The organism is Pseudomonas koreensis, assembly GCF_024169245.1.
Classification (GTDB): Bacteria; Pseudomonadota; Gammaproteobacteria; order Pseudomonadales; family Pseudomonadaceae; genus Aquipseudomonas; species Aquipseudomonas koreensis_F.
Map to the genome: position 1 here is coordinate 3,527,841 of NZ_JALJWP010000001.1, position 15,215 is coordinate 3,543,055.

13 protein-coding genes are annotated in these 15,215 nt (G+C 61.4%); 1 reads left to right on the forward strand and 12 read right to left on the reverse strand.

Annotated features, from left to right (window positions below; genetic code table 11):
- Positions 1-10 precede the first annotated feature (10 nt).
- Genes J2Y90_RS15830 through J2Y90_RS15875 form a run of 10 tightly spaced genes read right to left on the reverse strand, consistent with a single transcriptional unit; the run spans position 11 to position 11,001 of the window.
- Entirely contained in the window at positions 11-1,147 is a 1,137-nt protein-coding gene (locus tag J2Y90_RS15830) for a glycosyltransferase (protein ID WP_253500765.1), read from the reverse strand.
- The gene (locus tag J2Y90_RS15835) at positions 1,140-2,108 is read right to left on the reverse strand and encodes a glycosyltransferase (RefSeq protein ID WP_253500766.1); all 969 of its coding nucleotides are present in this window, start codon (positions 2,106-2,108) and stop codon (positions 1,140-1,142) included. Before J2Y90_RS15835 ends, J2Y90_RS15830 begins: the two co-directional genes overlap by 8 nt.
- On the reverse strand, positions 2,105-3,472 hold the full coding sequence (locus J2Y90_RS15840; RefSeq protein WP_253500767.1) for an O-antigen ligase family protein: 1,368 nt from the start codon (positions 3,470-3,472) through the stop codon (positions 2,105-2,107). Before J2Y90_RS15840 ends, J2Y90_RS15835 begins: the two co-directional genes overlap by 4 nt.
- A complete protein-coding gene (locus tag J2Y90_RS15845) occupies positions 3,469-4,560 on the reverse strand; it encodes a glycosyltransferase family 4 protein (protein ID WP_253500768.1) in 1,092 nt (363 codons plus the stop codon). Before J2Y90_RS15845 ends, J2Y90_RS15840 begins: the two co-directional genes overlap by 4 nt.
- Positions 4,557-6,149, reverse strand: coding sequence for a GumC family protein (locus J2Y90_RS15850; RefSeq protein WP_253500769.1), 1,593 nt, complete (start codon positions 6,147-6,149; stop codon positions 4,557-4,559). Before J2Y90_RS15850 ends, J2Y90_RS15845 begins: the two co-directional genes overlap by 4 nt.
- A gap of 16 nt (positions 6,150-6,165) precedes the next feature.
- A complete protein-coding gene (locus tag J2Y90_RS15855; protein WP_253500770.1) occupies positions 6,166-7,188 on the reverse strand; it encodes a polysaccharide biosynthesis/export family protein in 1,023 nt (340 codons plus the stop codon).
- A 21-nt stretch (positions 7,189-7,209) separates the two neighbouring features.
- Entirely contained in the window at positions 7,210-7,857 is a 648-nt protein-coding gene (locus J2Y90_RS15860; protein WP_253500771.1) for a CpsD/CapB family tyrosine-protein kinase, read from the reverse strand.
- Positions 7,857-8,603, reverse strand: a complete 747-nt coding sequence (locus J2Y90_RS15865) for a sugar transferase (RefSeq protein WP_253500772.1) — start codon at positions 8,601-8,603, stop codon at positions 7,857-7,859. Before J2Y90_RS15865 ends, J2Y90_RS15860 begins: the two co-directional genes overlap by 1 nt.
- A 14-nt stretch (positions 8,604-8,617) precedes the next feature.
- A complete protein-coding gene (locus J2Y90_RS15870) occupies positions 8,618-9,652 on the reverse strand; it encodes an NAD-dependent epimerase (RefSeq protein WP_253500773.1) in 1,035 nt (344 codons plus the stop codon).
- Positions 9,649-11,001: a UDP-glucose dehydrogenase family protein gene (locus tag J2Y90_RS15875; protein WP_253500774.1), complete on the reverse strand. Its 1,353-nt coding sequence runs from the start codon at positions 10,999-11,001 to the stop codon at positions 9,649-9,651. The genes J2Y90_RS15870 and J2Y90_RS15875 overlap by 4 nt, the downstream gene beginning before the upstream one ends.
- Positions 11,002-11,390: 389 nt before the next feature.
- Between J2Y90_RS15875 and J2Y90_RS15880 the strand changes: the two genes are divergently transcribed.
- Positions 11,391-13,088: a sulfatase-like hydrolase/transferase gene (locus J2Y90_RS15880; RefSeq protein ID WP_253500775.1), complete on the forward strand. Its 1,698-nt coding sequence runs from the start codon at positions 11,391-11,393 to the stop codon at positions 13,086-13,088.
- A 114-nt stretch (positions 13,089-13,202) separates the two neighbouring features.
- Here the strand turns inward: J2Y90_RS15880 and J2Y90_RS15885 are convergent, their stop codons facing one another.
- Both J2Y90_RS15885 and J2Y90_RS15890 read right to left on the reverse strand, forming a co-directional pair.
- Positions 13,203-14,222: a helix-turn-helix transcriptional regulator gene (locus J2Y90_RS15885; protein ID WP_253500776.1), complete on the reverse strand. Its 1,020-nt coding sequence runs from the start codon at positions 14,220-14,222 to the stop codon at positions 13,203-13,205.
- 19 nt (positions 14,223-14,241) lie between these two features.
- On the reverse strand, positions 14,242-15,162 hold the full coding sequence (locus J2Y90_RS15890; protein ID WP_253500777.1) for a LysR family transcriptional regulator: 921 nt from the start codon (positions 15,160-15,162) through the stop codon (positions 14,242-14,244).
- Between the last annotated feature and the right edge of the window lie 53 nt (positions 15,163-15,215).

Genomic DNA, 15,215 nt, shown 5'->3' on the forward strand with positions numbered 1-15,215 from the left:
ATGCGTCCTCTCAACGATTCTGGTCAGGATTCCACTGTGCGTAACGTTGCCCGCGCAGGAACTGCCACAGGCCGACGCTCATGCCTGCCAGCGTCACCAGCAGGAATGCCGCGAGGCGGAAAGGTTTGGGCAAACGGTGTTGCGCATCCAGCAGGCCGGCGATGGCAATCGAGTAACCGAGCAATTGCGCGACCAGGCTCAGGCGGTAGAAACCGTGTTCGTTCCACAGCCAGAAATTGCTCAGCAGCAGCGGCAACAACAGCACCGGCGCCAGTCGACGGATCAGTTTGTGGCTGATCAATGCGATCGAATACAGGCCGTGCTTGAAGGGATTGAGCAGTTCGCGGCGTTGCGCCAGGCTCTGCAGGCCACCGACGGTGACCCGCTGGCGGCGACGCCACTGTTTGTCCGCTTCGTCGACGCCCTGGTCGATCACCTGCGCCTCGGGCACATAAACAATGCGTTTGTGCGCCACCGGTGCGCAGGTACTGATGAAGAAATCGTCGTTGACCTCGGCCGGCACGTTCTGGAACAGCTCGCGGCGCAAGGCGAGCAGGGCGCCGTCGGCGGAGACCATGCAGCCGGTGCGATTCTCGACCCGGCGCAACCAGCCTTCGTAATGCCGATACAGACTGTCGCCGATGCTCAGGCCACCACCGGTGACCGGGATCACCATGTGTCCGGCGCAGGCGCCGACCTGCGGATCGCTCAGCGGCGCGAGCAAGTGCCCGAGGGTATCGCGCGACCATTGGTTGTCGGCATCGGTGAACACCAGAATGTCGCCGGTACTCAGGGCGGCGCCGGCATTCAGCGTGGCGGCTTTGCCCTGACGCGGCAGGTCGAGCACGGTGATGCGCGGATCAATCACTTTGTGCGCGCAGGCCACGGTGTCATCGGTCGAACCGTCGCTGGCGAGAATGATCTGCAGCGTCGCCGGTTGATAATCCTGGGCCAGCAGCGTGCGCAATTTGTGCTCGATGTGCCGCGCCTCGTTGTGCGCAGCGATGACGATGCTGATATTCAACGGCGGCGCCGGGGCATGGCGCCAGGCCGGAAACAGCGGCGCGAGCAAGGTCAGCAGCAGCGGATAGCCGATGTAGGCATACGCTGGCAACAAGAGGCACAGGCAAAAAATGAGTTCAGCCACGGGCAGGCCTCCTTGCATTCCAATGACACAGACCGAGAATCAATGCCGCGCTCGCCAGGTGCAGACGCACCCAGTGCAGGCCCCAGAGTTGCAAGGTCAGGCTGAGGTTATGCTGGCGAATGCTTTGCCGCAGACTGAGCAGCAGACCGGGCAGCAGGCCCGCCATCAACAGCATCAACGCCTGCTGCGCGTGGCCGCCCAGCAATGCGACGATCGCCAGAACATCGAGCAACCACACCAGCAATGACAGCAGCGGAAAGCGCAGCAGGCGCAGGCTCATGCCGTGGGCGCGGAGCAATTGCAGGTGACTGCCCTGACGCCACAGTTCCTTGCCGATCCATTCGCGCCAGGTCATTTCGTAGCCCCAGTGCAGGGCGACGCTGGTATTGACCGACAGCAAGCGCGCACCGTGTCTGTGCAGACGCAGGGTGTACTCTTTGTCCTCACCGGTGCGCAGGGTTTCGTTGAAACCGCCGACCTTGTCGAACCACTGCTTGCGCATCAGCAGGTTGGCACTGGGCAGCCATTGCACGGTGCGCGTGGCGCGGCCCGAGGGGCGCAAAGAGCGGCGCTGCCACGCGGCGGCGAACCATGGCGCGGTGGCAGGAGTGTGCAGATCCAGGCCGAAGACGTCGCCCTGGTCGCACGCAGCCAGAGCGAACATCTGCTTCAGCCAGTCTTCCGGCATCTCGATATCGGCATCGATGAACGCCAGCCATTCACCGCGGGCAACCGTTGCGCCACGATTGCGCAAGGCGCCGATCAGCAGCCCGGGCGCCAGCAGAACCTGCGCGCCGAATGCGCGGGCGATCTGTGGCCCCTCGTCGCTGGAGCCGTTGTCGACCACGATCAGTTCACAGTCGATGTCGGCAGCGTGCGCGGCCTTGCTGGCGGCCAGCAGGGTGCGGCCGATGTGCCGGGCTTCGTTGTACATCGGAATGACAATGCTGATCCGGCTCATGCTTTGGCCTCCGTCAGCGCTGCCTGCTCGGCTTTCAGACGCAGCACCCAAGTCAGCGCCAGCATGATCCACAGGTACTTCAGGTTCGGCGCGCTGAGGAACATCAGAAACAACGTCAATGACAGAAAGCTCATCCCCAGATGGGTCACCATGCCTGCGTGCTGCCATTCGCGCCGTTGCAGCCACGTGCGTCGTGCGCGGATCAGGTTGTAGAAACCCTGCACCAGCATGCCGACAAACAACAGGCCGGCGGGAATCCCCAGTTCGCTGAAGATCTCCAGATAAGTGTTATGCGCCCGGCGATACAGGTCGCCGATCTTGCGGTTGGCGGAAAACGCCTTGGCATAACCGGTGGTCGCGTAGTGCAACGGGAAGGTGCCGGGGCCGGAGCCGAGCAGCGGATGCTCGCGGATGATCTGGCTGCCGACGACAATGTAGGAGGCGCGACGGCCGAGGGATTCGTCCTGAGCCTTGGCCCCGGCGCTGAGAATGCTCAGTGACTGAATGCGTGCCAGATAACCGGCCGGCATCGCATAGATCGCCAACGGCAGGATGATCGCAGCGCCGAGCATGGCGAAGCCGAAATGCCGTGGACGAATGCGGGTCAGCTGTTGGCGGTAGTGCCAGACCCCGATTGCCAGACTCAACGCCAGTACCACCAGCCCTGAGCGCGACTCGGTTTTGGTCATGCCGCCGAGCAGTAGCAGGCAGCAGCCAGCCCAGAACAGGCGTTGCAGCAGGTTCGGGCTGCGGATCACCAGCAGCAGGCCCAGCGGCACGGCGAAGGCGATCAGCAAGGCGAAGGCGTTGGGGTCTTCGAGCAGGCCGGCGGCGCGGCCCTTGTCCTGGAATCGGCTGGAAAACATCGCCATCGCGCAGGTCGTGCTGACACTCAGGGTGACCAGTCGGGCGAACAGATCCAGATTCAACTCACGGCCGATCAACAGGGTGATCACGAACAGCACCAGGCCGACGCTCAGTTCACGCAGATGAGTTTGCGACATGCCCAGATTGTCGCTGGCGAAAAGGCTCAGCAGGTACAGCGCCATGAAACCGATCAGGTAGCGCCACAGGTTGCTGCGCAGGCGTTCGGACGGAATCTGATGCAGCGCCAGTTGCAACATCACGATCACCGCCAGCGAGGCGCCGAGCAACTTGCTCCCGGACACAGAACTGTCCTTGAAGAACCCTTCGAACGGCACCAGCGCGGCAATGCCGAGCAGGCCCCAGGTCGGCTTGCGGTACAGGACGGTGAAACCGACCAGGCCAATCACTGCCCCCGGCGCCAGATACGGCCAGGGACTGGCCAGCAAACCGAGACTCACCAAAGCGAACAGACTGACGATCGAGAGCGGGAAAATCATGTGCGTGCCTCCCGTGCCGTGTGGATGTACAGCTGCGACCAGCGTTCGGCCAAAGCCTTGAGGTCGTAGTGTTCCTGTTGTGTGCGTCTGGCGTTGTCGCGCAACTGCGCGGCCAGTTTCGGCTCGGCCAGCAAGGTGTCGAGCTGGCGGGCGAGGGCGGCGGTATCCGTCGGCGCGGCGAGCAGGCCGTTGTGGCGGTCCTGCAGCACATCGGGAATACCGCCGACCGCGAACGCCACTACCGGCACCCCGGCCTGCATCGCTTCGAGCAGAATCATCGGCGTGCCCTCGGTGCGCGAGCTGATCACCAGCGCATCGAGTTGCTGCCACCAGCCTTGCATTGCCGTCTGATAGCCCGGCAGGCGAATCCGCTGCGGCAAACCGGCAGCGTCGATGCGCGTCTGCAAGGCCTCACGTTCCGGGCCGTCACCGAGCATCACCGCATCCAGTTGCGGATGCTGGTGACACAGGCCGATCAGCGCATCGAGGAACAGATCCGGGCCTTTTTCACTGCTCAACCGACCGACGTACCCGACCAGCCAGCGTTGCCGGTCGGCCACCGGTTGCATCGCCGACGCCGCTGGCAGACCGTTGGGAATCACCTGCAACTTCTCCGCGCGCACGCTGGCCTCAAGGTGCAGCGTGGCGATGCTTTGCGCCACGCAGACCACCTGCTTCACCGACGCCGTGCGGCACAGTTGCAGGCTCAGCCAGGTGTAGAACTTCTGCTTGCGACTGCGTGGCGTGAAGCCGTGCTGGGTGATTACCAGCGGCAGGCGCAACAGCGTGGCGCCAACCCAGCCGAACAGCAGCCCTTTGAAGTTGTGGGTGTTGAGCAATGGTTTGTCGCCACGGCGCTGACGCAAGTGCCGCAGCAGTCCGCCGAGCCCGGCACAAGCGCGAGCGTCCACCCCGGCCTCGCGAAATCGCGCGATCAATTCTGGCGGCGCGTCGAGGAACAGCACTTGGTGCTGCCCCGGCGTGGCCAGGCAATGATCCAGCAACATCCGCTCGGCCCCGTAGAAGCCGCCGCTGCTGAGCAAGTGAATGATCGGCAGGGCGACGATTGGGGTGGACACCGCGTTCAATTGCGCACCCAGTGAACCAGGCTTGGCATGGTCCAGTTCTTGTGCGGATTGCCCGCCTGCGGCGTTTCTTCGTTGAGCACCAACAACACTGGCACGCCCAGCTCATGGCTGATTTGCGCCGGATGCTTGAAGCGGTGATCGAAGAACTCACGCACGTAGACGAACGCGATTGCCAGCAGCAGACCGGTGAACAGCCCGAACGGAATGATCAGCATCGGCTTGGGAAAAGCCGCTTCGGTCGGTTCGAACGGTGGACTCAAGACCCGGGCATTGGACAAGTCGTTATCCAGCGCGCGCGTCGTGCTGCTTTCGGCAAAGCGTTGCGCATAGGTGGAAAACGCTGCGTGCAACGCGCCGATTTCGGTGTCCATCTGACGCAGCTTGCTTTGCGTCTGCTGCAATTGATGGATGCGATTCTTGAACTCGGCAATGCGCGCTGTTTTCTGTTCGATGACCTGGCTCACCACCGACAGGTCGGTTGTGCGTTCCTGGATGCGGTTGTTGACCACTTTGAGGAACTGCTGGCGGGTGCGGGCAATTTGCTCGCGGGCCAGCAACATCGGTTCGCTACCGGGCTGGAATACCGCCAGGTCATTCATATAGCGGCTGACCTGAGTGGTCAGCGCCTCGCCCATCTGCCTGATCTCGCGGTCTTCGAACGCGATGTTGTCCACCGTCGTGGTGAAGGTGAAAGGGAAGGTGTAGTCGTTGAGTTTGTTGGAGTTGGCCGCCGCCAGGCTGGTTTTCAGGTAATCGAGCCAGCGCTGGCTTTGCAGCAAGCGATCGCGATACAGGTTGAGTGCCTGCTCTTCGGTGTTGATCGCATTGAGGCGAAAGGTGATTTCCTCTTTCGGGTCGGACGAACCGACGCTTTCCAGCAAGCTAAGCCGCGCGCCTTCCAGACCATCGAGCCGCACCTGATATTGATGCTTCTTGGTCTCGTAGAACGAATGCGGCAGCTCGATCGATTGCAACGCCTGACGATCGACCAGATAGTTCTGCAGCAACGCGGCAACGAACGTTGTGCCCTGAGCCGGATCGGGGAAACTGTAGACGATCGAGATCACGTTGGAACCTGGCAGGGTTTCGATCTTCAGGTTGTCGATGGCGTCCTGGGTCAAACCGTCCAGTGTCGTGTCGCGCACCGGATCGGTTTCCATGCCCAGCGCATCACGCAGCGGATTGACCACGTATTCGCGCAGTGGCGTGCTGACGTATCGCTTGAACGGTTCGCCGGCCAGCTTGCTGAGCATCCCGGGCGGCGGGTTGTACTGACCCTGGTCGCGCAGTTCGCTGATGGTCTGACGGATCAGTGCCGGCGAACGGAGGATATTGCTTTCGGTTTCCATGTCCGCCAGTGATGGCGGGATGAAGGTGGCGTTGTCCTGGGTCAGCGAGGTCGTCGCATCGCCCTGGGACAGCTTTTTCGACTGCACGATGACCTGCGCGGTGATATCGAAGCTCTGTTTGAGCAGCAACGGCAGGAGCAGGGCGATCACTGCAAAGGTCAGGAAGATGCGCTTCACCAGTTGCTTGTTGGCGAAGAAAATCCTGAAGAACTCGTGCAGGTAATTTTCTTTTGGGTTCATGTCGGTCACCTGAGAGTCAGTTGTCACTGCCTTTGTTGTCGACGCGGTAGCCGAAGCTGAAACCGACGCCCTGGAACAGCACCACATCCGCCAGTTGCCGGGCGAGTTCGCCGGCGCTGGCGAGTTTGGTTTTTGGCACGTAGAGCATGTCGTCCGGCTGCAGATAGGCGATTTGTGGCGCGTCACCGGACAAGGCCTTTTCGACGTCGTAGTTCATCGCCTGCACTTGATTACCGTTGCGCCGCATGATCACCACCGAATCCAGCCGCGCCTTGACGTTGGTGCCGCGTGCCAGTGTCAGCGCTTCGAGCACCGACACCGGCCGGCGGATCGGGTAGGAACCCGGTTGTGCGACTTCGCCCAGCACGTAGATTTCGTTGCCGGCGGTGGACTTGAGCAGCACGTCCACATTCATGCGGCCCGGCAGTTGCGCGTACTTCTGGTTGAGGAAGGTTTCCAGTTGATTGACGGTCATGCCTTGCAGCGGCACGGCGCCGATTTCCGGAAAACTCGCGTAGCCGTCGGTGCCGACGGTGATCTCGCGGCTCATGCCGGTGGCCGGGTGGTTCAACGCGCTCTTGAGGTTCTGCTCGTTGCTCAGCGGGCTGAGAATCTGCACCGAGAGCTGATTGCGGTTGGGCTGGAACAGTTGCTTGCGCTCATACGCACGCTGGATTTCCTGGCGGGCTTCTTCGCTGGTCAGCCCGGCAATTTTCACCGAGGTGTTGGCGCCCGGCAGTTCGATGGTGCCGTCGGGCAGCACCAGTTGCGTGCCGTTGAGCTGGCTGGCGGCGGTGAAATTCAGGCCGATCTGGTCACCTGATTGCACGCGGTAAGCGTCCGAACCGCTGGTGCTGATGTGGAAAATCACATCCAGCACGTCTTTCGGGCGCAGGGTCTGCTCGACCCGCGGCATGTCGGTGGCCTGGGCGTTGGCCGGTGTCGCGGTGAGAATATTCACCGGCATGTTGCGGGTGTCGGAATTGCTGGAGCAGCCCGCAAGCGGCAGCAACAGCAGGACAAGCATTCTGGCGTTCATGGCGTCATCCTTTGCGTTCGCTTACAGGTTTTTGTAAAGCCATTTGGGCATGTAGTACTTGCGCCGGTTGAACACGCTGCCGACCACTTTTGCCCCGGCCTGAGTCAGGCGTTGCACGGCGGCCTGGGCGACTTCCCAGCGGGTGTCTTCGGCACGGACGACAAACACCACGCCGTCGACCTGAGTGCTGATGACCAGCGTGTCGGCGGCGGAGTACACCGCGTCGCCATCGATCACCACGAAGCGGTACTGGCTGCCCAACTGGTCGAGCAACGGGCTCAGGCGCTCGGCGGTCAGGTGTTCCAGCGTGCGGATCGGCCGACCATTGGGCAGCACGTGGAAGGGCAGGCTCGACACCTGCACCACGCAGTCCTGCAACAGCGGCGGGTTGTCCGGATTGAACAGCAGGTCGCGCAGGCCGCGCTCTTTGCCCAGGTTCATTTGCTGGGTGAGGTTGTTCGCCGACTGGCTGGCGTCGACCAGCAATACCTGGCCGCTGCTCATCTGCGCCAGCTGACTGGCCAGTGCCAGCGCGCTGGTGGTGGTGCCGGCGCCGGGATTGGCGGCGGTCAGAAACAGGATCCGCAGATCGAGATCCAGCACGGTCGACGTCAGATTCGACTCGCTGGGGCTGGCGATGCTCAGGCTTTTATTGGTTGAACCGTCCATTAGCTTGCTCCGTGGCCGCTGAATACTTTGAAGGGGGTTTTCAACAGAATCTTCAGATCAAGCAGAAGGCTCTGCTCGGCGATGTAGCTGAGGTCCAACTCAACGCGCTGGTCGAAGTCGATGTTGCTGCGTCCGGAGATCTGCCACAGACCGGTCATGCCGGGGTAGATCGCCAGACGTGCGAGGTGATTGTCCTTGTAGCGGTAGGCGTTGAACGAGGTCGGGCGAGGGCCGACCAGGCGCATGTCGCCGGTCACTACGTTGATCAGGTTGGGCAACTCGTCGAGGCTGGTGCGCCGCAGAAAGCCGCCGATGCCGGTGACGCGCGGGTCCTTGTCGATCTTGAAGTCAATCGCGTCGGCCCCGTGTTTGTTCAGGTGGCGCAGCGACTCTTTGAGTTCTTCTGCGTTGCTGACCATGGTGCGGAACTTGAACATGCCGAACTTGCGGCCGCGGTAGCCGGTGCGCTTCTGCACGAACAGCACCGGCCCAGGGCTGGTGAATTTGATCGTCAGCGCCAGGCCCAACAGCACGGGCGAGAGCAGCAGCAGAATGGTCAGCGCGCCGAGGCAGGCGACCACCCGGTTGGTCCGCGACAGCTGCCATGGGCGGCCGCCATCGCGGCCGCTGAGCCAGCCGCGACCCTGACGATGGATCGCCGCATCAAGGCGCATGCGATGTTCCGGGTCGACACGCTTGTCAGGGCGCATCTGTGCAATCGACACACTTCTTTCATGTCCAGTCATGGCATCCTCCGCATTCATTCAGCCGCAAGCGGCGCACGGGCAGTGGGGTAGTAGTTGCGGAACCAGGCGATGAAGCGGCCCAGTCCTTCATCCAGTTCTATCCGGGGCTGGAATCCGGTGGCCTGAGCCAGATCGCTGGCCTCGGCGCATGTGTTGAGCACGTCGCCCGGTTGCAGCGGCAGCAGCTCGACAATGGCTTGGCGATCGAGGTGTTTTTCCATCAGCGCGAGGTAGGTCTTCAGCGCGACCGGTTGCTGTCCGCCGATGTTGAACAGGCGCCACGGCGCCATGCTGCTGGCCGGGTCGGGTTGCTCGCGATCCCATTGCGGATTGGCTTGTGGAGGCTGATCGATGAGGCGAGCGATGCTTTCGATGATGTCGTCGATGTAGGTGAAATCGCGCTGATGCTCGCCGTAATTGAACAGCTTCAGCGGTTCGCCTTCGCTGATCGCCCGGGCGAACTGGATCGGCGACATGTCCGGTCGGCCCCAAGGCCCGTAGACGGTGAAAAAGCGCAGGCCGGTGCAGGGAATGCCGAACAGATGGCTGTAGCTGTGCGCCATCAACTCGTTGGCTTTTTTGGTCGCGGCGTACAGCGACAGCGGATGGTTGACGCCATCCTTGACCGAGTAAGGCGTGTGCTGGTTGGCGCCGTATACCGAACTCGACGAGGCGTAGATCAAGTGCTCGACCGGGTGATGCCGGCAGCTCTCCAGAATGTTCAGGAAACCGTTGAGATTGCTGTCCAGGTACGCCCGTGGATTGTCCAGCGAATAGCGCACCCCGGCCTGCGCGGCCAGATGAATCACCACTTGCGGCTGTTCGCGGGCAAACAATGCGTCGATGGCCGAAGCGTGGGCCAGATCCACCGTGGCCAGCTGAAAATCGCCGACCTGCTCGCGCACCCACTGCACGCGGTCTTGCTTGAGCTGCGGGTCGTAGTAGTGGTTGAAATTGTCCAGGCCCACCACCGAATGGCCGTCGCGCAGCAAGCGCAGCACGCAATGGGCACCAATGAACCCGGCAGCACCGGTCACCAGGATCTTCATGGCCGCAGCCCTTCAGGGGCGATGTGGCGCAGGCCGATGCCGCTGTAGTGCAGGCCGGCGGCCGCCACTTGTTCCGGGTTGTAGAGGTTGCGGCCGTCGATGATCACCTTCGACCGTAGCTTCTCGGCGAGCAGCTCGAAATCGACCACGCGGAAGTTTTTCCACTCGGTGCAGATCACCAGCGCGTCGGCGTCTTCAAGGGTGTCGTCGCGGGTCGCGCACAGATGCAGGTCGTTGCGATAGCCGTAAATGCGTCGGCATTCGGACATGGCTTCCGGATCGTAGGCCTGCACGCTGGCGCCTTCGGCCCACAACGCGTCCATCAGATAACGGCTGGGGGCTTCGCGCATGTCGTCGGTGTTCGGTTTGAATGCCAGGCCCCAGACCGCAATGGATTTGCCAGCCAGGCCTTGCGGAAACTGCGCGCGCAATTTGCTGAAGAGGATGTGCCGCTGGCTGTCGTTGACGTCGGTGACGCTGCGCAGCAGTTTCAGCGGCATGCCGTTGTGTTCGGCGGTATGCAGCAGGGCACGCAGGTCCTTGGGAAAGCACGAGCCACCGAAGCCGCAGCCCGGGTAAATGAAGTGGTAGCCGATGCGCGGGTCGGAGCCGATGCCTTTGCGCACCGCTTCGATGTCGGCGCCGAGCAGCTCGGTGAGATTGGCCAGTTCGTTCATGAAACTGATGCGGGTGGCGAGCATCGCATTGGCCGCGTACTTGGTCAGCTCGGCGCTGCGGTTGTCCATGAACATCAGTTTTTCGTGGTTGCGGCAGAACGGTGCGTACAGCTCGCTCATCTGCTCGCGGGCGGCGTCGTCGCGGGTGCCGATGATGATCCGGTCCGGACGCATGCAATCGGCGAGGGCACTGCCTTCCTTGAGGAATTCCGGGTTCGACACCACGCGCACCTGCAGCCCGGCTTTGCCCCGTTGCAGCAATTCGCTGGTGGCCGTTGCCAGAACCTGATCGGCAGTCCCGACCGGCACGGTGGATTTGATGATCAGCGTGCGATCGGCTTCCATCAGTCCGGCAATCTGCCGGGCGACGTTGAGCACATGGCTGAGGTCGGCGGAGCCATCCTCGTCCGCCGGGGTGCCGACGGCGATGAAGATCAGCTCGGCGTGGGTCACTGCATCACTGGCCTGGGTGCTGAACAACAAGCGCCCGGCCTTGATGTTTTCTTCAAGTGTTGCGGACAGGCCTGGCTCACTGATGGGCGGTACCGCTTGTTGCAGTTGTTTGATTTTGTTCGGATCAATGTCAATGCATAAAACCCGATGGCCGACATCGGCAAGTGCAGCGGCTTGTATAAGTCCGACATAGCCAGTGCCAAATACGCTCACGTCCATCTGCGCACCTCAATAAAACCAGAAAAGTTAACTACGGAATGAGATTGTTAAAGGGGTATAGCGCAGGGTTTGAAAAGCGTGTCAGCAAAATGACATGTTGCACGGGTATAACACTTGAGTGTTTTTTGGCGATTGGCCATCAAGTCATTGCTGCGATTGAATTTGTTGTTTTTTTGCAGATTTGTTCAGATTTAAAGTAACCGACAAGCGGTCGAAAGTATTGGTTTTAAAGGGGTTTCCAGATTTTGTGTGTCAGATTTGAGGCACCGTTTTTTTGACGGTGATTCCGGCTATCAGTCAATTCTTGCGCTTTTAGGGGCGGGTGCTAGTGTCAGGGTCTGACCGACAAAGCTTTGACATCCAGCTATTTCTGCCCGCCCGGTATCGCCATGTTCAGATATGCCAAAGAACTGCTTTTAGTTGTCTTTTTACTGTTGTATTCCGACTACTACCTGGAGCGGTTAAATGCTATCGGGTGGAGTTTCAATGCACTTGTTTTTGGCGCGATGTTTTTGGCGCTGACTTTAGCGTTATATCTGACTGCCTATATAAGGCAGGCTCTCGTTCGACATGCATTCGCATTAACGCTGTTTGCGGCGGCGGTGTTTTTCGATGTCTATACCCGGGTCACCGCGGATTACCTGAGGTACAGCGATTTCGTCTCGCTGGTATATTCCGGCGGCTTCATTCAGGAAGCCGCGTATCAGTACCGCGACGCAATTCTGCGCGCGGTGCTCAGCGGCTTGTTGCTGTTGTTCGGCATCGGGCTCAAGCCGCGTCATGCCCTGGTCGTACCGAACAGGTTGCGGATCGCGGCGCCCATCGTCGGTGTGTTGATGCTCAGCGCTTTGCTGTTTTTACGTGCGGGAGAGGGCGCCCGGGGCCTGCCGATCATGTACACGCCTTTGGCCTATTTGAATCTGTTTGCCTATGAAGCGCTGCACGACACTGTCGGCCCGCGTGAAGCGGTTACCCTCGCGCGCGCGGCGCCTGCCGTCGGGCACGACATCGTGCTGATTATCGATGAAAGCATTTCCGGCAACTACCTCGACATCAACGCGCCGTTCGGCGTGCACAGCAACCTCAAGCAGGCGCCGGCCGGGGTCGACGTCTTCAACTTTGGCTATGCCGCGTCCATTGCCAATTGCAGTGCGGACACCAACGTCACCTTGCGCTACGGCGGCACCCGCGCCGATTACCGGCGCATCAACAGCACGCAGCCGTCGATCTGGCAGTACGCCAAACAGGCCGGGCTCGGCACGGTGTACATCGACGCCCAGCGCACCGCCGGCAACCTGCAGAACCTGATGACCGCCGCCGAGAAAAACGACATCGACAGTTTCGTGCAATTCGACCAGACCAGCGTCCGTGATCGCGACATGGCGGCAGCGGCGAAGCTGATCGAATTGCTCAACGACGATCGCGCCGAGCTGATCGTGATCAACAAGGTCGGCGCGCATTTTCCGGTGCACGACAAATACCCGGACGCGTTCATGGCTTACCGGCCAACGCTGCCACGCGGGCAGTTCACCGAAGTCGCCGACACTGGCGAACGTGCCGGTTTCAACGGCCAGCCGGATGACTGGGTGCTGTATCGCAACGCCTACAAGAACACGCTGTTGTGGAATGTCGGCGAGTTCTTCGCGCGGGTCTTTGCCCAGGCCAATCTGCACAACGCGCTGCTGATCTACACCTCCGATCATGGCCAGGATCTGCATGAACGCGGCAACCCGGGCTTGAATACCCATTGCGGCGGCGACCCGGTGGAAGAGGAGGGGCTGGTGCCGTTGGTGGTGATTCAGGGCCGTGGATTGCAGACGCCAGACTGGGCAGCGAATCTGCCGGCCAACAAGGACCGCTCCAGCCACTACAACATTTTCCCGACGCTGCTGCAGGTGATGGGTTACGACCTGGCGGGGATTGAAGCGCTGTATGGCAAACCGCTGAGCGTTCCCACGGCGGATGAGTTCACTTTCAATTACCGCTTCAATGCGCGGTTGGGGGCCAAGCCTGAGTGGAAGCATATCGATCTGGGCAGCATCGTTACGCCTGAGCGGGCGCCGGCGATTGTGGCTTCGGGGCAGTGAGTTTCGGGTTGCTCGGGCGAGCCTCTTCGCGAGCAGGCTCGCTCCCACAGGGGATCGTATTCCAGGGTGGGAGCGAGCCTGCTCGCGAACAAGTCGGGACAGGCTGCGACAGTCTCAACCCTTGTTGAACCGCGCCCGATACACCCCCGGCGCGCACCCCAGCCAGCGCAGACACGCCCGGTTGAATCCCTGCACATCGCTGTAACCCAACCGATCCGCCACTTCGACCAACTCCAACGCCCCGGACCGCAACAGGTCCTCGGCCCGGTAGTGCCGATACTCATCAAGCAGTTCGCTGAAGGTCCAGCCCAACGCCTTCAGCCGCCGTGCCGCCGTGCGCTCGAGCACATGCTGCGTTGCGCAGAATTGCTGCCAGTGCGCCGTCGCCAGATCTTCGATCAGGTAATCGCTGAGCTGTTCCAGCAAGGTCGGCTCACTGTGACGGCGGGTCTGCTCCAGCAAATCGATCAAGGTTGTTTCCAGCGCCGGATTGCCCGGTGTCAACGGCATTACGAACAGCTGCGGATCCAGATGAATCGCCGCGCACGATTGCTCTGCGCTCACCGGGGCGCGGAACGCCGTTTCGTGTTGTTCGCGGCTTGCCGACACCAGCGCTACACCCAGCACCGGGTCAGCCTTCAAACCACTGGCCAGCAACTTGCGCCGCATCAGGCTGCACAGGCTGACAAGGATGTAATCGGTCAGCGCTGCCGGAGCACCGAGACTGCCCGTCTCGAGCAGACGCAGCGTTACCCCACGGTGTTCACGCATAAGCTCCATGCGCAAATGCCCGTTGAAAAACGCACAGTACTCGGCGAAAAACTCACAGGCACGTTGCAGCGACACGGCGACATCGAACAGATAGGTCAAACCGTTGGTGGCGGTCGAAACGAAGCGTTCACCCGCCGCCAGACCGATCGACGGATCTGCGCTCTGCTCCACGGCAAACGCCCAGAAGCGCCGCGACATCAGCAGCGGCATGCGCATGAACGGCGTGCGCAGATCAGACAGGCTGCGGCGCAGTTGGGCTTCGATTGCGCCTTGGGTAATGCCGCGCGCGAGCAATTCTTCAATGGCCGGCAACAGGGTCGGCGCGTAAAAGGCATTGGCGGCCAACGGGGCGAATTTGCTCATCGTGCGCAGGCTCTTGCGCTCATCGATTGGCCGCCAGCAAACGCTGATCGACGCGAAGGATCGCCTCGATCATCGCCCGCGCTGCCGGCGTCAGGGTATAGCCGGCGCGGCTGACGATGCCGTAACCCAATTGCAGCGCCGCCTCGTCGTGCGGCACGTCGACAAAATCGAGCAACTCGATCAGGCCCTCGTCGAGCTGTTCACGCAAGGCCTCAAGCGTCGCCAGACCCACGGCATCAGAGCGCAGGACCACACGCTGGATGGCATCGAATTGCGCGCACTCCACGCTCGGCGTGAAGTCGGGCTCACCGAGGATATCGGCGAGCACCTTGCGGATCATCGGTGGAATGCGCGTGCCGACGATCGGGTAATCGAGCAGGGCGCGCAAACGCAGGTCTGCCTGCGCGACAAGCGGATGCCCGGCGCGACAGAAAAACCGTCCCGGCCGTCTGCGCAACTGGTGCACCTCATATTGCGGATCGCTGACGAAGTGCCGCGCGTCCGCGACGAAAAACTCGATCTGCTGCTCACGCAACCACAGCGACAATTGTTGCCAGTCGCCTTGGTGAAAGCGCGTGCGAATCGCCGGATGCGCCTGAATGAAATCGGCCAGCGCTTCGGGCACCAGCACTTGCGCCGGATACGGGCCGCAACCGAATTGCAGTTCGCCGCCGGTGAGGCCGTTGTATTGCGTCAATTCGTTGTGCAGTGCCTGACTGCCGGCGAGCAGGCGCCGCGCGTGCTGCAGCACCAGTTCACCTTGCCCGGTCAGGCGAAACTCACGGCTGCTGCGTTCGACCAGCGCGCAATCGAGGTCGCGCTCAAGCGTCTGGATGCTGCGGCTGAACGCCGGTTGGCTCAAGTTGATCGCCTCAGCGGCGCGACCGAAATTGCGACAGTCAGCGAGGGCGACCAGGTGGCGAAGCTGGCGAAGATCCATCATGCGTCTCCTGCATTCTGCGGATACTTTTAATGCATTGGATCGATAGCACG

What these genes read in the sequence shown, in the direction of transcription:
- J2Y90_RS15835 (WP_253500766.1), bottom strand. Translation starts at nt 2,108, where the DNA reads ATGAGCCGGATCAGCATTGTCATTCCGATGTACAACGAAGCCCGGCAC.
- J2Y90_RS15840 (WP_253500767.1), bottom strand. Translation starts at nt 3,472, where the DNA reads ATGATTTTCCCGCTCTCGATCGTCAGTCTGTTCGCTTTGGTGAGTCTC.
- J2Y90_RS15850 (WP_253500769.1), bottom strand. Translation starts at nt 6,149, where the DNA reads ATGAACCCAAAAGAAAATTACCTGCACGAGTTCTTCAGGATTTTCTTC.
- J2Y90_RS15855 (WP_253500770.1), bottom strand. Translation starts at nt 7,188, where the DNA reads ATGAACGCCAGAATGCTTGTCCTGCTGTTGCTGCCGCTTGCGGGCTGC.
- J2Y90_RS15860 (WP_253500771.1), bottom strand. Translation starts at nt 7,857, where the DNA reads ATGGACGGTTCAACCAATAAAAGCCTGAGCATCGCCAGCCCCAGCGAG.
- J2Y90_RS15865 (WP_253500772.1), bottom strand. Translation starts at nt 8,603, where the DNA reads ATGACTGGACATGAAAGAAGTGTGTCGATTGCACAGATGCGCCCTGAC.
- J2Y90_RS15870 (WP_253500773.1), bottom strand. Translation starts at nt 9,652, where the DNA reads ATGAAGATCCTGGTGACCGGTGCTGCCGGGTTCATTGGTGCCCATTGC.
- J2Y90_RS15875 (WP_253500774.1), bottom strand. Translation starts at nt 11,001, where the DNA reads ATGGACGTGAGCGTATTTGGCACTGGCTATGTCGGACTTATACAAGCC.
- J2Y90_RS15880 (WP_253500775.1), top strand. Translation starts at nt 11,391, where the DNA reads ATGTTCAGATATGCCAAAGAACTGCTTTTAGTTGTCTTTTTACTGTTG.
- J2Y90_RS15885 (WP_253500776.1), bottom strand. Translation starts at nt 14,222, where the DNA reads ATGAGCAAATTCGCCCCGTTGGCCGCCAATGCCTTTTACGCGCCGACC.
- J2Y90_RS15890 (WP_253500777.1), bottom strand. Translation starts at nt 15,162, where the DNA reads ATGGATCTTCGCCAGCTTCGCCACCTGGTCGCCCTCGCTGACTGTCGC.